The sequence below is a fragment of the Desulfuromonas soudanensis genome, assembly GCF_001278055.1.
GTDB classification, from domain to species: Bacteria; Desulfobacterota; Desulfuromonadia; order Desulfuromonadales; family WTL; genus Deferrimonas; species Deferrimonas soudanensis.
Window position 1 is genome coordinate 3,756,274 of sequence record NZ_CP010802.1, and the last position, 21,298, is coordinate 3,777,571.

Consider the following 21,298-nt stretch of genomic DNA (forward strand, 5'->3'; position numbering starts at 1 on the left):
TCCAGTATAAAGTCGATTCTGTTCGACGAGCCGGTAGCTCAGTTGGTAGAGCATCTGACTTTTAATCAGATGGTCGTGGGTTCGATCCCCCCCCGGCTCACCATTTTAATGCAGGAACCGCAGGGACATTTCCTGCAGGGCACTTGAAGCATAGGTCCCTATCGTCTAGCCTGGCCCAGGACACCGCCCTTTCACGGCGGCGACGGGGGTTCGAATCCCCCTGGGGACGCCAAAAGAATTTCAGCCCTATCGCCCCGACGGCGGTGGGGCTGTTTTCGTTCCGACTGTATCCAGTACGCCCGAGGTCCCCATGAATTCAGATGAAAAGATTGTCGAGATCTTCAGCGACGGCGCCTGCTCCGGCAACCCCGGTCCCGGTGGGTACGGCACCATCCTCCACTGGGACGACCACACCCGGGAGCTCTCCGGCTACGAAGCGGAGACCACCAACAACCGCATGGAGATGATGGGGGCCATCGCCGGCCTCGAATCGCTCAAACGTCCCTGCCGGGTGCGTCTGACCACCGACTCCCAGTATCTGCACAAGGGGATGACCGAATGGATCCAGGGATGGATCCGCAAGGGGTGGAAAAATTCCAAGAGGGAAGAGGTTCTCAACCGCGACCTCTGGGAGCGCCTCCTGGTTCTTTCGCAAAAACACCAGATCGAATGGCGCTGGGTCCGCGGCCATGACGGGCACAGGGAAAACGAACGCTGCGACGAGCTGGCGCGCGAGGCGATCATCCGCGGCCGAAAGGGGTAGGTCTCCATCCCCAAGAGGATGGACAGGGGAGGCAGATGTGTTATAATCCTGCGGTCTTCCGAACCTGTGCCGCGGTTTTTTTCGCCGCCCCCCTCACGCTGACGAGCCGGCCATGCCCCTTCCCATCCATCCCCCATCCCTCCCCGGAGAAGGCACCCCCTCCTTCGAGGCCCTCCTCTCCCTGGGTCTCTATGCCGCCATCGCCGTCCTCCTCGTCGGCCTCCTCCTCTTTCTCGCCGGGTATCTCGGAAACAAGACCCACAGCGTCGCCAAGGGGGAGCCCTACGAATCGGGAGTCGTCCCCACCGGGGAGGCCCGGCTCACCGAACCGGTCCCCTTCTATCTCGTCGCCATCTTCTTCATCGTTTTCGACGTCGAAATGATCTTCGTCGTCTCCTGGGCCGTCGCCTACGACCGTCTCGGCTGGGGGGGGTTCGCCCAGGTCGCTTTTTTCATCCTCATCCTCTTTCTCGGCCTGATCCACCTCTGGAAGACCGGCGGCCTTGACTGGGGTCCCCGCGCCCGCAGCCTCCCCTCCAAGAGGGAGAGGATGGAATGAGCGAAGAGATCCCGCCCAACGTCATCCTCGCCTCCCTCGACGACGCCATCAACTGGGGGCGCAAAAACAGCCTGTGGCCGATGTTTTTCGGCCTCTCCTGCTGCTTTGTCGAGATGATGAGCAGCATGACGCCGCGCTTCGACCTCGCCCGCTTCGGCGCCGAGGTGCTCCGCGGCACCCCCCGGGAGGCCGACCTGATGGTCATTTCCGGGACCCCCTTCAAAAAGATGGGGCCGACCATTCTGCGCCTCTACGAGCAGATGGCCAACCCCAAGTGGGTCATCTCCATGGGGAGCTGCTCCAACTCCGGGGGGATGTACGACACCTACTCGGTCATCCAGGGGGTCAACCAGCTCCTCCCCGTCGACGTCTACATCCCCGGCTGCCCCCCCCGCCCCGAGGCCTTCATGCAGGGGCTTATCCTGCTGCAGGAGAAGATCGCCGCCGAGGAGCGCCCGGCGCGCAAGGTCTTCGGCCTCCCGGGCGGAAGCGAAGGAACGACGGTCCCGGTTCTGGTCGACGGCCTCAGCAAGAGCCGCGACACCCGCGGCCCCGGCTACGGCAACGCCCCGAGCCGCGGCACCTCCCTGCAGCAACCCGACTTCTCCGGCTCCCGCTCCCCCCTCATCTGGACCCCTCCCCAGCCCCGCATCGCCTTTCCTTCGTCGACGAACGAGCTGCGCCGCGCCCTGGCGAAACGCTTCGGCAAAAAGGTGACCGAAGACCCCGAGGGGCGGGACATGCCGACTTTTCTCTGCGACGCTGCCACCGCCCCGGAGCTTCTGGCCTTCCTGAAGAACGAGGCGCCGCGGCGCTTCCGCCGCCTCGAGGACCTCACCGCCGTCGACGAGAGCACCCGGGCCGTCCCCCCGGGGCACGACTACACCCTGGTCTACCACCTCCTGAGTTTCGACGACCCCGGCTACCTGCGGGTCAAAGTCCCCCTGTCCGGCGAGTCTCCCGAGGCCCGCTCCATCACCGCCCTGTGGCCGAGCGCCGACTGGTACGAGCGGGAAGTCTTCGACATGTTCGGCATCCGCTTCGCCGGCCACCCCGATCTGCGGCGGATCCTCATGCCCGATTCCTGGCCGGGGCACCCCCTGCGCAAGAGCCACCCCTCCCGCGCCACGGAGATGCCCCCCTACACCGCCGCCACCGCTGCCACCATGATCCCCCGGGGAGGAAACTCCTTCTTCAAGGGGGCGCTACTCGAAGAGGGCGCCGGGACGATGATCCTCAACCTCGGCCCCCACCACCCCGGCACCCACGGCGTACTGCGCCTCGTCCTCAAACTCAACGGGGAAGAGATCGTCGACATCGACGCCGACATCGGCTATCACCACCGCGCCGCCGAGAAGATGGGGGAGCGCCAGCACTGGAACCAGTACATCCCCTACACCGACCGCATCGACTACCTCTCGGGGATTCTCAACAACATGGCCTACCTGCAGTCGGTGGAGACCCTGATGGGGGTGGAGGTGCCGCCGCGGGCCCGCACCATCCGCATCCTCCTCGGCGAACTCTTCCGCATCGCCAACCACCTGGTATGGCTCGGCACCTTCGCCCACGACGTCGGCGCCATGACCCCGGTCTTCTACGCCTTCGAATCCCGGGAGAAGATCTTCGATATCATCGAGGCGGTCACCGGCGGCCGCATGCACCCCGCCTGGCTGCGCATCGGCGGCGTCCCCCTCGACCTCCCCGAGAACTGGAAGGCTCTTGTCGACACCTTCACCGGCACCTTTGCCGCCCGCATCGACGAGTTCGACAAACTCCTGACCGACGGACCGATCTTCCGCGCCCGCACCGAGGGGATCGGCGTCCTCTCCCTCGACGAGGCCATCGACCTGGGGATCTCCGGCCCCAACCTGCGGGCCTGCGGCATCGCCTGGGACCTGCGCCGCTCCCTCCCCTACGGCGGCTATGAAGATTTCGACTTCGACGTCGCCACCGCCGAAGGGGGCGACTCCTTTGCCCGCTACCGGGTGCGCCTCGAGGAGATGCGCCAGAGCCTGAAGATCGTCCGTCAGGCCTCGGAGAAGATGCCGCCCGGACGCTGGATGACCGACGACTACCGCTACGCCTACCCCGAGCGGCGGGCCGGACTCCAGGATATCGAGAGCCTCATCCATCATTTCGTCAACGTCAGCCGCGGCCCCACCGCCCCCAAGGGGGAGTGCTACCGGGCCATCGAGTCGGCCAAGGGGGAGTGCGGCTACTACGCCGTCTCCGACGGAACCAGCATCCCCTACCGGATGCGCATCCGCACCCCGAGCTTCCCCCACCTGCAGGCCCTCCCGAAGATGACCCGGGGATGGCTGGTGGCGGACCTCATCACCATCCTCGGCTCCATCGATTTCGTCCTGGCGGACCTCGACAGGTAAATCGGCCGCCCGGATTATCAGGCCAATCGGTCGGATAGCGGCCTCACAGGGAACTTTCAGCTCATGACCGAACTCCTCAGCGAAAAAGAGATCGACGACCTCAGGGCCCGGGCCGCCTCCCTCCCCCACCCGCGGGAGATGATCGTCGACGTGCTGCGCGCCATCCAGGATTCCCACGGCTGGGTTCCGGACGAGGGGATCGAGCTGGCCGGGGTCATCCTCGGCCTCTCCCCGCTTCAGGTCGAAGAGGTGGCGACCTTCTACGACAAGATCTACCGCTCCCCGGTGGGGCGGCGGGTCATCCATGTCTGCGACTCGATCTGCTGCTGGAGCCGCGACGGAAAACACGTCTACGACTACCTGCAGCAGAAGCTCGGCATCGCTCCCGGCGGGACCACCGCCGACGGCGCCTTCACCCTCTTGCCGACCTGCTGCCTCGGCGCCTGCGGCGAGGCCCCGGCGATGATGATCGGCCTGACCACCCACGGCAATCTGACCCCGGAGAGGGTGGATGCGATCCTGGCGCAGGAAAAGACCAACGGCTGATTGACCACAGGGGCAGGATTTGCCACCAAGGCACCAAGACACCAAGCAGGCCGTTTGTTTTATTGGATTTTCTTGGTGGCTCCGTGTCCTGGTGGCCAAAAACTTTTCCTTTAAATACCTTCGGACAAAAGATCGCCGACGGCAAATTTGAACACTCAGTGGTGAGGAAAAAAGGTTTATAAATGACCAAGCACCCGCAAGTCCTCTTCAAGAACCGCCTCCCCGGAGAGACCGTCTTTATCGATGGTTTCCGCAAGACCGGCGGCTACCGGGGGCTGGAGAAGGCGCTGAAAACCATGACCCCGGCCGAGGTGCGCGAGACGGTGAAGGACGCCGGACTGCGGGGACGCGGCGGCGCCGGCTTCTCCACCGGGCTCAAATGGTCGTTTTTCCCCGCCGATCAGCCGGGCCCCAAGTACCTGGTGGTCAACGGCGACGAGATGGAGCCGGGGACCTACAAGGACCGCGTCCTTCTCGAGTCCGACCCCCACCAGGTGATCGAAGGCGTCATCATCGCCGCCTATGCCCTCCGGGTTTCGGAGGCCTACATCTTCATCCGCTTCGCCTACGAACGCTGCGCCCGCAACCTCGAGCGCGCCGTCGCCGAAGCGGAGGCCGCAGGCTTTCTTGCCGGCGCCGGGGGGCTCAAGATTCACGTCCACCGCAGCGCCGGGCGCTACATCCTCGGCGAGGAGACCGCCCAGCTCAACGGCATCGAGGGGGTCCGTCCCACCCCCCGCAGCAAGCCCCCCTTCCCGGCGGTCAAGGGGCTCTTCGGCAAACCGACCACCGTCAACAACGTGGAGACGCTGGCCTGCGTCCCGCATATCCTCACCGGCGGCGCCGACTGGTTCAAGGGGCTGGCGCAGAACGCCGGAGGAGCCGGGACCAAGCTCTTCGGTCTCTCCGGACACCTGAAAACAACCGAGTGCTTCGAGCTCCCCGTGGGGATCACCCTCGGCGAGGTGATCGAAATCGGCGGCGGGATGCGCGGCGGCCGCCCCTTCAAGGCCTGCCTCCCCGGCGGCGCCTCGACCCCCTTCCTCACGGCCGCCCATCTCGATGTGGAGATGGATTTCGACCCGCTGAGTGCCGCCGGCAGCCGTTTCGGGACCGCCGGGGTGACCGTCTTCGAGGCCGGAACCTGCATGGTCGGAGCCACCCTCAACCTACTGCGGTTCTTCGCCCGCGAGAGCTGCGGCTGGTGCACCCCCTGCCGCGACGGCTTGGCGATGGTGCGCTGGATTCTCGAGGAGATCGAGGAGGGTCGCGGCAGCGCCGAACTCATCGCCATGCTCCGCGACCAGAAGCGCAACATCTCCGGCCGCTCCTTCTGCGCCCTCGCCGAAGGGGCGATGGGGCCTGTGACCGGGCTCCTCGAGCATTTCGAGGATGAGCTGGAGGATCATGTTCGGCAGGGCCGATGCCCCTTCGTTAAAAACTAGGATTTTACAGCATGCCGACACTGACCATCGACAACCAGACGATCACCGTCCCCGAGGGGGAGAACGTTCTCGAAGCCGCCAGGGCGTTGGGGATCGTCATCCCCCACTTCTGCTACCACGAGGCCCTCGGCGCCGTCGGGGCCTGCCGCCTCTGCGCCATGAAGTTCGAGGACGGCCCGGTGAAGGGGATCCAGATGTCGTGCATGATCCTGGCCAAGGACGGCATGGTCGTCTCCACCGTCGATCCCGAGGCGGCGGAGATGCGCCGCCACCTCATCGAATGGCTGATGATGAACCACCCCCACGACTGCCCGGTCTGCGACGAGGGGGGTGAGTGCCAGCTGCAGGAGATGACCATCGCCGGCGGCCACGGCATCCGCCGCTACCGCGGGAAGAAGCGGACCTGGATCAACCAGGACCTCGGCCCCTTCGTCGAGCAGGAGATGAACCGCTGCATCCAGTGCTACCGCTGCGTGCGCACCTATCAGGACTACTGCGGCGGCGACGACTTCGGGGTCATGGGCTCCCGCGACCGCCTCTTCTTCGGCCGCTTCCGGGACGGGGCCCTCCAAAGCCCCTTCTCCGGCAATATCATCGACGTCTGCCCCACCGGGGTCTTTACCAGCCGACCCTTCCGCTTCCGCAGCCGCTCCTGGGACCTTGAGGAGGCCGATTCCATCTGCCCCCACTGCTCCCTCGGCTGCGCCGTCGTCCCCGGGGCCCGCTACCGCCAGGTGCAACGGGTGCGCGCCGGCGTCAATCGCCAGACCAACGGCTTTTTCATCTGCGATCGCGGCCGCTTCGGCTACGGCTACGTCAACCACCCGCAGCGCCCCCGGACGCCCCTGGTCGACGGCAGGGAAGCGACCTGGGAGGAGGCCTTGGGCGCCGCTGGCCGCCGCATCGAAAGCCTCGTCGCCCAACACGGTCCCCAGAGTGTCGCCTTCCTCGGCTCGTCCCGGGCCAGCCTCGAAGCCAATGCCCTCCTCAGGGAATGGGCCCGGACCCTCGGCACGCCCCATCTGGTCTTCGAATCTCATCCCGAGCGGGACCGGGCGGCGCGCGCCGCCACCCTCCTCGGAGAGAAAAGCTGCAGCCTCGAGGAGATCCGCCGCAGCGACCTGGCGATCCTTATCGGCTGCGACCCGGCCAGCGAAGCGCCGATGCTCGGTCTGGCTCTGCGCCAGGCGGTGCGGAGCGGCGGCCAGGTGGCGGCCGTCGATCCCCGGCCGATTCTCCTCCCCTTCCCGGCCTCCCGCCTCCCCCTCCACCCCGAGCGCCTCCCGACCCTTCTGTCGGCCCTCTCCGGCGGCTCACTCGATGCCTTCTCCCGGGCCGAAGCCCTCTTCGTCGAGGGGCTGCGCCAGCGCCTCGCCGCGGCAAAGCGTCCGGTCCTCATCGGCGGAGCCGACCTTCTCGGTGAGGCAGGGGTGCAAGCGTTTGCCGCCACGGTGACCGCCCTCTGCCGGGAGGAGCGCCCCTGCGCCGGCATGGTCACCCTCTCCGGGCCGAACAGCTTCGGCGGCGCCCTCCTCTCCGGAGCCGCCCCAGACTTCTCTAACCTGCTCGACGCCATGCAGGAGGGGACGATCAAGGCCCTCATCACCTTGCAGGCCGACCCCTTTCTCGATTCAGGGGACCCCGGCGCGGTCGAGGCCGCTCTTCCTCACCTGGAACTCCTCGTCGCCCTCGACTGCACTCCCACCGAGACGATGCGCCGCGCCCATATCTTTTTGCCGACCACCACCCTCGTCGAGGAAAGCGGCACCCTGATCAACAATGAGGGACGACTCCTCCCCTACCGGCAGGTCTTTTCCCCCGGCACCCCCATCGCCGTTACCGGCGACGGAGACCACCCGCCGCGCACCTTTGAGACCGGGACCCCGGGGGACGCGCCCCGGCCGGCCTGGTCGATTCTCGGCCGACTGCAGGGCGCCGACGATTCCCTCGAAGAGATCCGAGGCCGCCTCGCCGCCGCCGATTTGCGCCTCTCGCCCCTGACCGCCCTCCCCGCCGAAGGGGAACGGGTCCGGGGGATCGGCGCCCTGGCCGCGCCTCCGGCCGTCCCCCTCCCGATCTGCCGCCCCGCCGGAACACTGGCTCTCTACGTCGTCGAATCCTTTGTCGGCAGCGGCCTTCTTGAGTCCCTGAGCGCCGTTCTCGATCCTCTGCGCCGGCCGGCGGAAATCCACCTGAACAGCGACGACGCCGAAGGGTTGGGCATTAGCGACGGCGAGGCGGTCACCCTGACCACCGTCCTCGGCCGGCAGGGAGTCACCGCCCGGACCAGCTCCGCCCTCCCCGCCGGGATCGCCATTCTCCCCCGGTTGCGCGGCTCGGCCCTGGCCCCCTTCGTCCCCGGCACCCGTCATCTCTACGGCACCGTCTCTTCCGGAGGGAGGCCATGAACGAGCTGCTGATCACCCTCGCCCTGGTTCTGGTCAAGCTCCTCCTGATCTTCGGCGTCGTCCTCTCCCTGGCCGCCTACCTGGTTCTGGCCGAACGGAGGATTCTCGCCCGCATGCAGCTGCGCCTCGGCCCCAACCGCGTCGGCTTCTTCGGCCTCCTCCAGCCCCTGGCCGACGTGATCAAGCTCCTCACCAAGGAGGATACCGTCCCCGACCGCGCCGACAGGTTTCTCTTCCTCGTCGCCCCGGGGCTGGCGGCGGTCACCGCCCTCCTCGCCTTCGCCGTCGTCCCCTTCGCGCCGCCGCTGGAAATCTTCGGCCGGCAGCTGCCGATGGTCGTCTGCGACCTCAACATCGGCATCCTCTACTTTCTCGGCCTCTCCTCCCTGGCGGTCTACGGCGTCGCCCTCGGCGGCTGGGCGAGCAACTCCAAATACGCCCTCCTCGGCGCCATCCGCGGCCTCGCCCAGCTCATCTCCTACGAGCTCTCCATGGGACTCTCTGTGGTGCCGGTGATCCTCTCCGCCCGCTCCTTCTCCCTCACCGACATCGTCGTCGCCCAGGATCCCCTCCCCTTCGCCATCGTCCACCCCGTCGCCTTCCTGATCTTTTTGATCAGCGTCACCGCCGAATCGAAACGGGTCCCCTTCGACATCCCCGAGGCGGAGAACGAGCTGGTCGCCGGCTTTCACACCGAATACTCGGGGATGCGCTTCGGCCTCTTCTTCGTCGGCGAATACATCAACATGATCATCCTCGGCTCCATGGTCACCGTCCTCTTTCTCGGCGGCTGGCACGGCCCGTTCCTGCCGCCGGTGGTCTGGTTTACCGGCAAGGTCCTGGCGGTCTCCTTCGTCTTCATCTGGGTGCGCGGGACCCTGCCGCGCCTCCGGTACGACCAGCTGATGCACTTCGGCTGGAAGGTCCTCATCCCCCTGGCGCTGGTCAACGTTCTGGCGACGGGGGCGATCCTCCTCTGGCTGAAAGGCTCATGATGAATCTGTGGCGCGACATCAGGGGGACCGTGCACCCCTTCTGGGTGACGCTGCGCAACATGCTGCGCACGCCGGTGACCATCGAGTATCCGGAGGAGCGACGCACCGTCTCCCCCCGCTGCCGGGCGCGCATCGTCCTCACGCGCGACCCGCAAGGGGAGGAGCGCTGCGTCGCCTGCTACCTGTGCTCGGCCGCCTGTCCGGTGGACTGCATCTCCATGCAGGCCGCCGAGCGTGCCGACGGGCGACGCTACGCCGCCTGGTTCCGCATCAACTTCTCCCGCTGCATCTTCTGCGGCCTCTGCGCCGAAGCCTGCCCGACCCTGGCCATTCAGATGAGCGGCGACTACGAGATGGGGAGCCGCGATCTCCTCAAGCTGGTGGCCGAAAAGGAGGACCTCCTCATCGACGGCGGCGGCCGCGACAACGAATATGATTTCTACCGGCACGCCGGGATCGGCGTCGGCCAGGTCCGGGGAGCCGGCGACGAGGAGAATCCGCCGGCCGATTTTCGCTCCAATCTGCCGTAGGGGCTTTTTTAACCAAAGGTTGAACACCATGGCGACAGTCATCTTCTACATTCTCGGTTTCACGGCGCTGGCAGCGACGGCGATGTGCATCACCCGGCGCAACCCGGTGCATGCGGTGATCTACCTGGTCAACGCCTTCTTCGCCCTGGCCCTGATCTTCTACCTTCTCGGCGCGCCGCTGGTGGCTGCCTGGGAAATCATCATCTATGCCGGGGCGATCATGGTCCTTTTTCTCTTCATCATCATGATGCTCGAACTCGCCCCCACGGAGGAACTCCGCGGCCCGGGGTGGCTGCGCTGGGGACCGGTGGTTCTCCTGGGGGCGGTCCTTCTCGGCTGCACCCTCCTTCTCGTCGTCGCCCAGCCGATGGCCGGAACAGGGGATCCCGCCTATTACGCCACCCCCCGGGATTTCGGCTACGCCCTCTTCGAACGCTACGCCCTGGCGGTGCAGATCGTCTCCTTCCAGCTCCTCTTTGCCGCCGTCGGCGCCTACTACGTCGGCCGGGTCGAAAGGGGGCGCCGATGATCGTGCCGATGGCCCACATCCTTGCCTTTTCCGCCGCCCTCTTCATCATGGGGCTTTCCTGCGTCCTGGCGCGGCGCAACCTGATCATGATCCTCATCGGCGTCGAGATCATGCTCAACGCCGTCGGCCTGACCCTGGTCGGGGCCTCGGCCCTCTGGCATTCCGTCGACGGCCAGATCTTCGTCATCTTCCTCATGGCCATGACCTCGGCGGAGGTCGCCATCTCCCTGGCCATGGTCGTCTATCTGAGCCGCCGCCGCGGAACCATAACCGCCAACGACTTCGACGGGATGAAGGGATGAATGCTTCGCTCCTCTTTCTGATCCCCCTGCTCCCCCTCGCCTGCGGAGCGGCCAACGCCCTCTTCGGCCTGCGCCTCCCCCGCGCCGTCGCCGTCTCCCTGGCGGTCTTCGGCGCAGCGGGTTCGGCCCTTCTGACCTTCGTCCTCTGGCCCCTGGCCGCCGGGGAGGGGACGACCGTCACCCTCTACACCTGGCTGGAAAGCGGCGCCCTGCAGGTTCCCGTCGAACTCCTCTTCGACCGCCTCTCGGCGCCGATGGCCCTGATGGTCACCAGCGTCTCGACCCTGATCCATCTCTACGCCGTCGGCTACATGAAGGATGAAGAGGATTACGCCCGCTTCTTCGCCCTGCTGAACCTCTTCGTCTTCGCCATGCTGACCATCGTCCTTTCGAACAATCTCCTCCTCCTCTTTCTCGGCTGGGAGGGGGTCGGTTTCTGCTCCTACGCCCTCATCGGCTACTGGTACAAGGAGACCAAAAACGCCGACGCCGGACGCAAGGCCTTTCTCGTCACCCGGGTCGGGGACGTCTTTCTCGGCGTCGCCCTCCTCTGGCTCTTTTCCCTCTTCGGCACCCTCTCCATCAGCGCCGTCAACGCCGAAGCCTCCCAACTCCCGGCGGCGACGGTCACCGCCATTGCTCTCCTTCTCCTCGGCGGCGCCTGCGGCAAGAGCGCCCAGCTCCCCCTGATGACCTGGCTCCCCGACGCCATGGCCGGCCCCACCCCGGTCTCGGCCCTGATCCACGCCGCCACCATGGTCACCGCCGGGGTCTATCTCCTCTGCCGCCTCTTCCCCCTCGTCTCCCTCTCGGAGACGGCACTTGCCGCCATCGCCGTGGTCGGCGCCGCCACCGCCCTCTACGCGGCGACCTGCGCCCTGGCGCAGCGGGAGATCAAGCGGGTCCTGGCCTACTCGACCATGAGCCAGGTCGGCTACATGTTCCTCGCCGTCGGCGCAGGATCCGTCTCCGCAGCGATGTTCCACCTCCTGACCCACGCCTTCTTCAAGGCCCTCCTCTTCATGGCCGCCGGCTGCGTCATTCACCTGGCCGGCGGCGAAAACGACATCCATGCCATGGGAGGCTTGAAAAAACGTTCTCCCCTCCTCTTCTGGCTCTTCCTCGCCGGCGCCCTCTGCCTCGCCGGGGCTCCCCTGTCCGGCGGCTTCTTCTCCAAGGACGGCATCCTCCTCGCCGCCTTCGCCCACCAGACCCCCCTTTTCAACGTTCTCTGGGGGATCGGCGTCTTCACCGCCTTTTTGACCGCCCTCTACACCTTCCGCCTCCTCTACCTGGTTTTTGCCGGCGCGCCGCGCAAAGACCTCCACGGCCACCCCCTCCCCCCATCCATGATCTGGCCCCTTCTCCCCCTGGCCCTTCTCGGCCTCGGCGGCGGGCTTCTCAACCTCCCCGGCCTCATCGGCGGCAGCTCGCTCCTCCACCATTTCCTCGGCCCCCTGGCCGGAAAGGCGCCGGAGGTCTCCCACGGAGTCGAATGGGGACTCTGGGGACTGGCCACCGCCCTCTTTGCCGCCGGCGTCCTTGTCGCCCGGGCCCGCTACCGGCACTTCAAACCGGGGAGAGAGGGCGCTATTAAACGGTTCTTCCTCGGCGGCTGGCAGGCCGACTGCATCGTGGCCGCCCTGATCCTGCGCCCCTTTGCCGCCGTCGCCGACTTCTTCTGGAAGGGGACCGACGACGCCCTGATCAACGGTGTCCTCGACGGCCTGGCCGGGGTATTCCAGGGGGCCGGCGAACGCCTGCGCACCCTGACCACCGGCCGGCTCTCGAATTATCTCATGGCCATGGCCTGGGGAACGGTGATCTTCCTCGGCTGGTTTTTGCTGCGGACCCTGATCCCCTGATCGTTCGTCCCGCGGGGGCGCTCCCCCCTGAACCCGACCATCCTGCACGAGGAATCATGAACGGCGTTTTCCCCTTCCCCTGGCTGACCCTGCTGCTGGCCCTCCCCCTGATCGGCGCCCTGCTCTGCCTGGCGCTGCACAGGAGCGCCGCCGACTGCCGCTGGGTCGCCCTGACCGTCACCACCGTCGTTCTCGCCCTGACCGTCTGGCTCTTTACGACCAGCAGCGGCACGACAGAGTGGCTCCTTCGGGAGGACTATCCCTGGATCGCCTCCTTCGGCATCCGCTACACCCTGGCACTCGACGGCCTCTCGTTGCTGATGGTTCTTCTCAGCGCCTTTCTTCTGGTCCTCTCTGTCCTCATCTCCTGGCCCAACGAGCGCCACGCCCCCCTCTTCTTCGCCCTGCTGCTGACGATGGAGACGGGAATCCTCGGTGTTTTTCTCGCCACCGACCTGATCCTCTTCTACCTCTTCTGGGAGGTGATGCTGATCCCCATGTTCTTTCTCATCGGCATCTGGGGACACGCCCGGCGCATCTATGCGGCGGTGAAGTTCTTTCTCTTCACCCTCGCCGGCTCCCTCCTCATGCTCCTGGCGATCATCACCCTCTACGCCCTGCACGGCGGCCAAAGCGGCGACTACTCTTTTGCTCTCGAGGCGCTGCGCGACACCGCCGTCCCGGCGTCTATCGCCCCCTGGCTCTTTGCCGCCTTTTTTCTCGCCTTCGCCATCAAGGTCCCCCTCGTCCCGGTGCACACCTGGCTCCCCGACGCCCACACCGAGGCCCCCACCGCCGGTTCGGTGATCCTCGCCGGCCTCCTCCTCAAGACCGGGGTCTACGGGCTGCTGCGCTTCGGCTTCCCCCTCTTTCCCGATATGGCCCGGGCCAGCCTCCCCGTTCTGGCGGCCCTGGCCCTGATCGGGATTTTCTACGCCGCCTGGATCGCCTACGCCCAGCAGGACGCCAAGCGCCTCATCGCCTACTCCTCCGTGGCCCACCTCGGCTTCGTCATCCTCGGCATCGCCGCCTGGAACACCACCGCCCTCGAGGGATCGATTCTGCAGATGGTCAACCACGGCATCACCACCGGCGCCCTCTTCGCCATGGTGGGGATGATCGACGATCGGGCCCGCACCCGCAACCTTGACGAACTCGGCGGCCTCTGGGGGCGGGTGCCGATCCTCTCCGCCTTTTTCCTCTTTTTCGCCCTCGCCTCCCTCGGCCTCCCCGGCCTCAACAACTTCACCGGCGAGATCCTCATCCTCCTCGGCACCTTCTCTGTCCACCCCCTGTGGGGCGCCGTCGCCTTTGCCGGTGTCGTCTTCGCCGCCGCCTACACCCTGCGCCTCGTCCAGGAGACCCTCTGGGGTCCGGCCAAAGGCGCCGAGCCCTGGCTCGACCTGACCGTCCGCGAGGGGCTGATCCTCGTCCCCCTGGCCGTCCTCGTCGTCTGGCTCGGCCTCTACCCCGCCCCCTTTCTCGAGCCGCTCCACGAACCGGTGCGCCTCCTGCTTGCCACCCAGGGAGGACTGCCGTGACCTGGTCCGATCTCTACGCCCTGCTGCCGATCCTCATCCTCGCCCTCGGCGCAGCCTTCATCCTTGTCCTCGGCGCCTGGTGGCCTTCCCGACGACCGCTCCTTCTCCTCGGGACCGCCCTCGCCCTTTCCGCCGCCCTCGCCGCCGGAGTCGCCGTGCCGCCGCACCTCGAGGTGGCCCAGATGTTCGGCACCGGAGGCTATGCCCGCTTTTTCGCCGTCCTCTGGTCGGCGGTCGCCGCCCTGACCCTGCTGCTGAGCCTGCGCTACAGCGAGGAGCGGCGCTTTGCCGGAGGAGAATACACCGCTCTCGTCCTCTTTGCCGCTGTCGGGATGTCGCTCCTCTCCGCGGCCACCTCCCTGGTCGGGCTCTTTCTCGGCCTCGAATCCTTCACCCTGGCCCTCTACATCCTCATCGCCTTCCACAAGGACGGCGCCGAGGGGGCCGAGGCCGGGCTCAAGTACCTGGTCATGGGAGCGGTTGCCACGGGCTTTCTCGCCTTCGGCATCGCCCTGATCTACACCGCCGCCGGCTCCTTTCACCTCCCCGAGGCGATGACCGCCCTCGTCGTGGAGGGACGCCTGCGCCCCCTTGCCCTCCTCGGCTGGGCCATGCTTCTGGTGGCCATCGGCTTCAAGACCTCCCTCGTCCCCTTCCATCTCTGGACCCCGGACGTCTACCAGGGGGCTCCGGCCCCCATCACCGGCCTCCTCGCCACCGGCTCCAAGGGGGCGGTCTTTGCCGCCCTGATCCCTCTCCTCTCCGCATTGGATACGGGGCGCAGCGACCTCGCCCCCCTCCTCTGGCTCCTGGCCGCCGTGACCATGCTCGCCGGCACCCTCTGCGCCCTGCGCCAGGAGAACCTCAAGCGGATGCTCGCTTATTCGTCGGTGGTGCACATGGGCTACCTCCTCACCGGCCTCCTCGCCGGCGGAGTGCGCGGCAACAGTGCCGTGATCTTTTACCTGGTGGCCTACAGCGCCGCGAGCCTCGGCGCCTTTGCCATCCTCACCTCCTTCTCCGATACGGAAGGCGAGCCGCGGGAGTTGAGCGACCTGCGGGGACTCGGCTATCGCCACCCCTGGCGCGCCGGCGCTTTCGGCGGCTTCCTCCTCTCCCTGGCCGGGATCCCGCCGACGGCCGGCTTCATCGGCAAGTTCGGCATTTTCCACGCCGCGCTCCGGGCCGACTACCTCGCCCTGGCCCTCATCGGCGTCCTGGCCTCCGTCGTCTCCCTCTACTACTATCTGCGCCCCCTCATCGCCCTCTTCATGGCCGACGACCGGGCCCGGCCCCGGCACGACGGCGAGGCCGCCGAACACGGAGCGATTCTCGTCTGTTTCGCCGCCGCCCTCGCCCTCGGCCTCTTCCCCGGCCCGCTTCTCGAGCTCATCACGACGATCCTCCCCTGAACCCCTGTCCCAAGGAGCCCTCATGGAGCAGCGCATCGCTAAATTCCTCTCGTCCCCGGCCTTCGGCGTCGCCGGCGCCTCGACCAACCGCGACAAATACGGCAACAAGATCCTGCGCTGCTACCTGCAGCACGGGAAAAAGGCCGTCCCCATCAACCCCCGCGCCGAGAAAATCGAGGGGATCGACTGCGTCCCGTCCGTCGCCGAACTCCCCGATGACGTCAGGAGCCTCTCGGTCATCACCCCGCCGAAAATCACCGAGGCCGTGGTCGAAGCGGCCATCGCCCGGGGGATCGACAACATCTGGATGCAGCCCGGAGCCGAGAGCCCGGCGGCCGTGGCCGCCTGCCAAAAGGCCGGCGTCAACGTCATCGCCGACGGTTCCTGCCTTCTGGTCGTCCTCGGCTATCGCGACCATTGAGGAGCCCCTTGAAAGGAGAACGCCATGCGCTGCCATGAAGTCGATTACACCCTCGTCGGCGACGACATGCAGATGGTCCAGGTCGAACTCGATCCCGGCGAAACGGTGATCGCCGAGGCCGGAGCGATGAACTACATGGAGGAGGACATCCAGTTCGAAGCGCGGATGGGGGACGGCTCCCAGGCCGACCAGGGACTGCTGGGGAAACTCCTGGGCGCCGGCAAGCGCGTTCTCACCGGCGAGTCGCTCTTCATGACCCATTTCACCAACCGGGGGAGCGTTAGGAGGCATGTCGCCTTTGCCGCCCCCTATCCCGGCAGAATCATCCCCCTCGATCTGGCAAAAGTCGGCGGCGAAATTCTCTGCCAGAAGGACGCCTTCCTCTGTGCCGCCTTCGGCACCCGGCTCGGCATCGCCTTCCAGCGCCGTCTCGGCACCGGCTTTTTCGGCGGCGAGGGGTTCATCCTCCAGCGCCTGCAGGGGGACGGCCTGGTCTTCATCCACGCCGGCGGGACCATCATCGAGCGCCAACTGCAGGGGGAGACGCTGCGCGTCGACACCGGCTGCCTCGTCGCCTTCGAGCCCGGCATCGATTACAACATCGAGAGGGCCGGCAATCTCAAGAGCATGTTTTTCGCCGGCGAAGGGCTCTTTCTTGCCACCCTGAGCGGTCACGGCAAGGTCTGGATGCAGAGCCTCCCCTTCAGCCGCCTCGCCGACCGGATTATCGCCCATGCGCCGAGAGCCGGCGGGTCGGAGAGGGGGGAAGGTTCGGTGCTCGGGGGGATCGGGCGGATGCTGGATGGACGATAGGGGCGCCGCCTCGGCGACGAAACGCAGGCGACACCTCGACGAATTCGCAGGCCTCAGGCCCAGGTTCCAAAAAAAGCGCCGCCATCGATCGATGGCGGCGCTTTTGTATTCTAGGGGGCAAGAGGGGTAAAAGGGGGCGTCCCCCCGACTCAGCCTAATCGATCCGGTAGAGGGACCCGTCGCCGTAGTCCGTTAGATAGAGGCCCTGCAGGCCGGAATTGCCCGAAGGCCCCCGGTAAACGAAGCCGCCAGCGGGGATAAAGCAGGCCGGCCAGTCGAAATCATTCCAGCCGTAATTGGCTCCCCGTCCAAACGCATAACCACCGGATCCCCACGGACTGAAAAACAGGTGCCCTTCCCGGATAGCCCTCTCCCAAATTATTCCGGCCCGTCGCCGACCCTTATCGTTGCCCGTCAAATATTTTTTTCAAAATTTCATAAATATGTAGCACTCACTACTGTCCGGTTAACTTTGAATGTACGTCGATAACCTACTGAAAATTATAGTACTTTGGCTCAACTGTTCTTTTCTCGATTTGAAATCGCTTCACCCCGCCCGCGAGTGATATCTTCCTGACACTTCAGGAGGGCATCCATGAACGCTGGCCAGACCGTTTTCAGACAGCTACTTCAGTTTCTCCCGCGTCACGAGTTCAACCTCTGTGCCCGACGGTATCGCGGCGAGTACCGGGCCAAAAGCTTTACTGCATTTGACCAGTTCCTGTGCCTGGCTTATGCCCAGCTATCGGGTCGCGAGAGCTTGAGGGATATCGAAACGTGCCTGAACTCTCATCGGGAGAAGCTCTACCACATCGGATTTCGTGGCGCTGTCTCCCGCTCCACCCTTGCCGACGCCAACGAGCGCCGGGATTGGCGCATTTTTCAGGATTTCGGCCAAGTCCTGATCGGCATGGCACAGCAGCTGTACCGGGATGAGCCCTTGGCCATCGAGTTGAAGCAGCCACTGTTCGCCTTTGACTCGACGACCATTGACCTCTGCCTCACCCTGTTTCCGTGGGCCGAGTTTCGCACGACCAAGGCAGCGGTCAAGATGCACACGCTCATTGACTTGCGCGGCATCATCCCCACGTTTGTGGCCGTGACAACCGGCAAAGTACATGACGTCAAGATGCTTGACGAAATGCCCGTCACCGAAGAGGCCATCTACACGATGGACCGCGGCTACGTAGATTTTGCCCGGCTCTATGCCATTCACCGACAGGGCGCCTTCTTCGTGGTGCGGGCCAAGGACAACCTACGCTACCAGCGGTTGTACTCTTTGCCCAAGGACAAGGAGGCCGGCGTCCGAGCCGACCAAGTGATTGCCTTGGTCACCCAGAAATCGAAAAAGGGTTACCCGGAGAGATTGCGCCGGGTCAGTTATGTTGATAAAGAGCGAAACAAGCGGCTTGTATTCCTCACCAACCACTTTGAAATTGGAGCCACAACGGTTGCAGACATCTATAAACAGCGCTGGCAAGTGGAGCTATTCTTCAAGTGGATCAAACAGCATCTACGAATAAAAGCGTTCTACGGGACTTCTATCAATGCGGTCAAGAGCCAGATATGGGTAGCTCTTTGCATATATCTACTTGTGGCGATCGCTAAAAGGCAGCTTAGCATCAAATGTACTCTCTACACTTTTTTGCAGATCCTGGAGGTCAATCTGTTCGAGAAAAAGCCCATTTCATCGTTGGTTGCGGAAGCGCTCAAGCAGATTCCAGACACCCAAGATTATAACCAGCTGAATTTATTCGGCTATTAACCGGACAGTAGTGTGTAGCACTATCAACGTTTGAGGCAAGATGAGTCATTTACCGATAGGCCCACGCAAAGAGTGGAAGATTAAACAAATGCTTCAAAATACAGGAGATTACATGCGCGCAAAAACACTATGGTCCATTGAGGCCCCTGGCGGGGAGGGAAAACTGCTTGCTTTTGAACCCACCGAAGAGGAGGTGCTGGTTGCTGCACCCCTACTCGCGATTTTCAACAATGACCGACACAACTCTGCAATGTTGACAAATACGCAGGAGATGACTGCCACTGACATTGTGGAGAACTATGAGTTTTTGCGGACGAACAAGGGTCGCCCCTTTTTGCTGGAACAGGATGGCGTCCTAATAGGAGATGCGGATTTTCGGAAATTTTCAGGAAGCACAGCTGAATTTGCCATACTCGTCGGTTCACGGACCGAGCAGAGTCGAGGGCTGGGTACGCGCTACGCGGCGATGATGCACCTTGCAGCTTTTCGGGTACTTGGACTTGAGCGTATCTACGCCTCAATCGTCCCGACGAACGTTGCCTCCCGTCGAATGGTCGAGAAACTCGGTTACCAACTCGACCAGAGCCCGTTCGCAAGCTCTTTCGCCGAGGAGAAGGACGATATCGTGATGTCGATAGACCGGGCCCGGTTTGAACTCGCAAGTGCAGGACTCATGAGCGAAGTGACTATCACCGCACGGGTCAAGGGACTGGGGGTCGGGACCTGAAAACTTGAAACCAGGTGACGGAGGTCGCAAGGTGCGATGGCCGAGATTCATCAACTCTAGCCTGGACCCTGTTTCAAACTCAAAAACGTCGGAAAAACGACCCCTTGCTTGCCGGAAAAATGGAAGCTGCGGGCTGACTTTACCCCTTTCTTCTGTTGTTCAACCAGGTGTGGTGACTTTTCTCAGCTTCCCCTGTCAGCTTACGGGCCTGGGTGACAATGGACTGAACCTTTTTGGGGGTCATTCCCGCGATTCTCGCCAGGCCTTTTTCTTCGGCGGCGGCAACCTTGGCGATGCTGTCGTAGCTCGATTCAACCAGGCGCTGCGACAGAATTTTTCCGATCCCGTTGAGTTGCTGCAACTCCTTCATGGTTTTTTTCATGGTCCTCTCCTCTAACAGGAAGGTGAATGATACCAGGGCTCAGAGCCCGGGTCCGCGGCCAGCGAACCGATTTCATTTCGTCAGTCTTCGATCCCCAGTTCCTTCTTCATCCCCAGGACGAAATTCTTGGCTCGTCCGGAGGGGGCGATCATGCCGTAGGCCATGGCTTCCTTCAGTTCGTCCTCGGTGGCACCGGCTTTCTTCGCGACCGCGAAGTGCTTCTTGAGTCAGTCGGGGCACCCCACCGCCACGGCACAGCCGACCCGGATCAGCTCCCGGGTCTTGCCGTCGAGGACTTCAGGGTATTCGTAATCGAGAAATTTCTTGCGTATTTTCATACGTTCTCCTTTTTCCTTTTTTTGGTTTGCCCCCGGTGGAACCTCCCCTGACAAGTCTAGCACACTGAGCCGGCCCAGGATCCATCCCGAACAGGATTCAGTCGAAATTGAACCGGGACGCTGAACAATTTGCGATGGCGAAGCCGTCCCCCCTTCTTGTATACTTCTCGACGACAGCCAGCAAGATCCGGGATTTTTTTAGCGGAATGTCCAAGGAGACGAAAATGAGTGAGTTGCCGACCAAAGGCATCGATGAAAAATTCTGCGCCGATTGCGGCTCGGTCATCAAGGCCAAGGCGGAAATTTGCCCCAAGTGCGGGGTTCGCCAGATGAGCAGGCCCCTTTCGATCAACCTCGGCCCCCTGGCCGCCAACGGCAAGAGCCGGATCGCCGCCGCCCTCCTCGCTTTCTTTCTCGGCGGCTTCGGAATCCATAAATTCTACCTCGGGCAGGTGGGGCTCGGCATCGTCTACCTCCTCTTCTGCTGGACGTTCATCCCCTATATAGTCGCCTTCGTCGAGTTCATCCTCTTTCTGACCATGAGCGATGAGACCTTCAATCGCAAGTATGGCCAGGCGTAGCGGAAAGCTGCCGGCAGCAACCACCATCGATCCCTCACCCTCTCACGTGCGGCAACAGCAGAAAGGGCTCAAAAGATGAAAAAAACCGTCTTGATTACCGGCGCTTCCTCCGGGTTCGGGCAGGCCTGCGCCCGCAAATTCGCCGCCGCCGGATGGCGACTGGTTCTGGCCGCCCGGCGCAGCGAGCGGCTCGAGGCGTTGCGGACCGAACTCGGCGGAGAAAGCGAAATCCACCTCTGGCCCCTCGATGTGCGCGACCGCAGCGCAGTGGCCCAGGGGTTCGAAGCCCTGCCGGCTCCTTTCAGGACCGTCGACCTCCTCCTCAATAACGCCGGCCTCGCCCTCGGACTGCAACCGGCATGGCGGACCGACCTCGACGACTGGGAGCAGATGATCGACACCAACATCAAGGGGGTCACCTACCTGACGAGGGCGGTCCTGCCGTCCATGGTCGAGCGCAACAGCGGCCATGTCATCAACATCGGCTCCACCGCCGGCAACTGGCCCTACCCCGGCGGCAACGTTTACGGCGGTACCAAGGCCTTCGTCCAGCAATTTTCCCGCAACCTGCGGGCGGATCTCCTCGGTACCCGGGTGCGGGTCAGCAACATCGAACCGGGGATGGCCGAGAGCGAATTTTCCACCGTCCGCTTCAAGGGGGACGAGGACAAGGCGGCCCAGGTCTATGCCGGCACCGCCCCCCTCACCCCGGAAGACATTGCCGACATCGTTTTTTACGTCGCAAACCTGCCCCCCCACGTCAACGTCAACACCCTGGAGGTGATGTCCATCGACCAGTCCTGGGCCCCCTTTGCGATCCACCGGGAGGCCAAGGGAGAGGTGGATGGGTAAGGGGGCAAACGTTGGCGGGCTCGAATTCCTGGCAGGTCGGCTGGGACTTTTCCTCGTAAACTTAATCCAAATAAAAAGGTATTTCGTATTAAATAAGGTATATATCTAATCGATATTTATAACTTTTATCGTATAGCGAA

General features: G+C 64.2%; 21 protein-coding genes and 2 tRNA genes. 21 read left to right on the forward strand and 2 right to left on the reverse strand.

Annotated elements, in window-relative coordinates:
• Positions 1 to 27 precede the first annotated feature (27 nt).
• The 19 genes from DSOUD_RS16665 to DSOUD_RS16755 all read left to right on the forward strand — a co-directional run bounded on the left by DSOUD_RS16665 (position 28) and on the right by DSOUD_RS16755 (position 19,005).
• Positions 28 to 103 (forward strand) — tRNA-Lys (locus DSOUD_RS16665).
• Between the two features lie 51 nt (positions 104 to 154).
• Positions 155 to 232: transfer RNA gene (locus DSOUD_RS16670), tRNA-Glu, on the forward strand.
• A gap of 78 nt (positions 233 to 310) precedes the next feature.
• The gene (rnhA, locus tag DSOUD_RS16675; protein WP_053552067.1) at positions 311 to 763 is read left to right on the forward strand and encodes a ribonuclease HI; all 453 of its coding nucleotides are present in this window, start codon (positions 311 to 313) and stop codon (positions 761 to 763) included.
• A gap of 112 nt (positions 764 to 875) precedes the next feature.
• A complete protein-coding gene (locus DSOUD_RS16680) occupies positions 876 to 1,322 on the forward strand; it encodes an NADH-quinone oxidoreductase subunit A (protein ID WP_082351347.1) in 447 nt (148 codons plus the stop codon).
• The gene (locus DSOUD_RS16685; RefSeq protein WP_053552068.1) at positions 1,319 to 3,706 is read left to right on the forward strand and encodes an NADH-quinone oxidoreductase subunit B/C/D; all 2,388 of its coding nucleotides are present in this window, start codon (positions 1,319 to 1,321) and stop codon (positions 3,704 to 3,706) included. The genes DSOUD_RS16680 and DSOUD_RS16685 overlap by 4 nt, the downstream gene beginning before the upstream one ends.
• 63 nt (positions 3,707 to 3,769) lie before the next feature.
• Entirely contained in the window at positions 3,770 to 4,252 is a 483-nt protein-coding gene (gene nuoE, locus DSOUD_RS16690; protein ID WP_053552069.1) for an NADH-quinone oxidoreductase subunit NuoE, read from the forward strand.
• Positions 4,253 to 4,434: 182 nt separating this feature from the next.
• Positions 4,435 to 5,697 carry an NADH-quinone oxidoreductase subunit NuoF gene (nuoF, locus tag DSOUD_RS16695; RefSeq protein WP_053552070.1) on the forward strand — a complete coding sequence of 421 codons (1,263 nt, stop codon included), beginning with the start codon at positions 4,435 to 4,437 and terminating at the stop codon, positions 5,695 to 5,697.
• An 11-nt stretch (positions 5,698 to 5,708) separates the two neighbouring features.
• On the forward strand, positions 5,709 to 8,105 hold the full coding sequence (gene nuoG / locus DSOUD_RS16700) for an NADH-quinone oxidoreductase subunit NuoG (RefSeq protein ID WP_053552071.1): 2,397 nt from the start codon (positions 5,709 to 5,711) through the stop codon (positions 8,103 to 8,105).
• The gene (gene nuoH / locus DSOUD_RS16705) at positions 8,102 to 9,100 is read left to right on the forward strand and encodes an NADH-quinone oxidoreductase subunit NuoH (RefSeq protein WP_053552072.1); all 999 of its coding nucleotides are present in this window, start codon (positions 8,102 to 8,104) and stop codon (positions 9,098 to 9,100) included. Before nuoG ends, nuoH begins: the two co-directional genes overlap by 4 nt.
• Positions 9,100 to 9,630: an NADH-quinone oxidoreductase subunit NuoI gene (gene nuoI, locus DSOUD_RS16710; protein ID WP_053552073.1), complete on the forward strand. Its 531-nt coding sequence runs from the start codon at positions 9,100 to 9,102 to the stop codon at positions 9,628 to 9,630. The genes nuoH and nuoI overlap by 1 nt, the downstream gene beginning before the upstream one ends.
• A 28-nt stretch (positions 9,631 to 9,658) precedes the next feature.
• Complete coding sequence (locus DSOUD_RS16715; RefSeq protein WP_053552074.1) at positions 9,659 to 10,159, forward strand: NADH-quinone oxidoreductase subunit J family protein; 501 nt, start codon at positions 9,659 to 9,661, stop codon at positions 10,157 to 10,159.
• The gene (gene nuoK / locus DSOUD_RS16720) at positions 10,156 to 10,461 is read left to right on the forward strand and encodes an NADH-quinone oxidoreductase subunit NuoK (protein ID WP_053552075.1); all 306 of its coding nucleotides are present in this window, start codon (positions 10,156 to 10,158) and stop codon (positions 10,459 to 10,461) included. The genes DSOUD_RS16715 and nuoK overlap by 4 nt, the downstream gene beginning before the upstream one ends.
• The gene (nuoL, locus tag DSOUD_RS16725) at positions 10,458 to 12,326 is read left to right on the forward strand and encodes an NADH-quinone oxidoreductase subunit L (RefSeq protein WP_053552076.1); all 1,869 of its coding nucleotides are present in this window, start codon (positions 10,458 to 10,460) and stop codon (positions 12,324 to 12,326) included. Before nuoK ends, nuoL begins: the two co-directional genes overlap by 4 nt.
• 56 nt (positions 12,327 to 12,382) lie before the next feature.
• Complete coding sequence (locus DSOUD_RS16730) at positions 12,383 to 13,867, forward strand: complex I subunit 4 family protein (RefSeq protein WP_053552077.1); 1,485 nt, start codon at positions 12,383 to 12,385, stop codon at positions 13,865 to 13,867.
• Positions 13,864 to 15,279 (forward strand): NADH-quinone oxidoreductase subunit N, encoded by a 1,416-nt coding sequence (locus tag DSOUD_RS16735; RefSeq protein WP_053552078.1) that lies wholly within the window; start codon positions 13,864 to 13,866, stop codon positions 15,277 to 15,279. Before DSOUD_RS16730 ends, DSOUD_RS16735 begins: the two co-directional genes overlap by 4 nt.
• Positions 15,280 to 15,301: 22 nt before the next feature.
• Positions 15,302 to 15,700: a CoA-binding protein gene (locus DSOUD_RS16740; protein WP_053552079.1), complete on the forward strand. Its 399-nt coding sequence runs from the start codon at positions 15,302 to 15,304 to the stop codon at positions 15,698 to 15,700.
• A 24-nt stretch (positions 15,701 to 15,724) separates the two neighbouring features.
• Complete coding sequence (locus tag DSOUD_RS16745) at positions 15,725 to 16,513, forward strand: TIGR00266 family protein (RefSeq protein WP_053552080.1); 789 nt, start codon at positions 15,725 to 15,727, stop codon at positions 16,511 to 16,513.
• Positions 16,514 to 17,108: 595 nt separating this feature from the next.
• Entirely contained in the window at positions 17,109 to 18,278 is a 1,170-nt protein-coding gene (locus tag DSOUD_RS16750) for an IS4 family transposase (RefSeq protein ID WP_053549677.1), read from the forward strand.
• 112 nt (positions 18,279 to 18,390) lie between these two features.
• The gene (locus DSOUD_RS16755; protein WP_053552081.1) at positions 18,391 to 19,005 is read left to right on the forward strand and encodes a GNAT family N-acetyltransferase; all 615 of its coding nucleotides are present in this window, start codon (positions 18,391 to 18,393) and stop codon (positions 19,003 to 19,005) included.
• Between the two features lie 139 nt (positions 19,006 to 19,144).
• Here DSOUD_RS16755 and DSOUD_RS16760 read toward each other — a convergent pair whose 3' ends face one another.
• Together DSOUD_RS16760 and DSOUD_RS19035 are read right to left on the reverse strand one after the other, a co-directional pair.
• Positions 19,145 to 19,387 (reverse strand): helix-hairpin-helix domain-containing protein, encoded by a 243-nt coding sequence (locus DSOUD_RS16760; RefSeq protein ID WP_053552082.1) that lies wholly within the window; start codon positions 19,385 to 19,387, stop codon positions 19,145 to 19,147.
• A gap of 80 nt (positions 19,388 to 19,467) precedes the next feature.
• Positions 19,468 to 19,725: a GSU3128 family (seleno)protein gene (locus DSOUD_RS19035; RefSeq protein WP_269745856.1), complete on the reverse strand. Its 258-nt coding sequence runs from the start codon at positions 19,723 to 19,725 to the stop codon at positions 19,468 to 19,470.
• A gap of 224 nt (positions 19,726 to 19,949) precedes the next feature.
• Here DSOUD_RS19035 and DSOUD_RS16765 point away from each other — a divergent pair, with 224 nt between their 5' ends.
• Both DSOUD_RS16765 and DSOUD_RS16770 read left to right on the forward strand, forming a co-directional pair.
• On the forward strand, positions 19,950 to 20,306 hold the full coding sequence (locus DSOUD_RS16765) for a TM2 domain-containing protein (protein WP_053552083.1): 357 nt from the start codon (positions 19,950 to 19,952) through the stop codon (positions 20,304 to 20,306).
• 75 nt (positions 20,307 to 20,381) lie between these two features.
• On the forward strand, positions 20,382 to 21,158 hold the full coding sequence (locus DSOUD_RS16770) for an SDR family NAD(P)-dependent oxidoreductase (RefSeq protein ID WP_053552084.1): 777 nt from the start codon (positions 20,382 to 20,384) through the stop codon (positions 21,156 to 21,158).
• Positions 21,159 to 21,298: the final 140 nt, after the last annotated feature.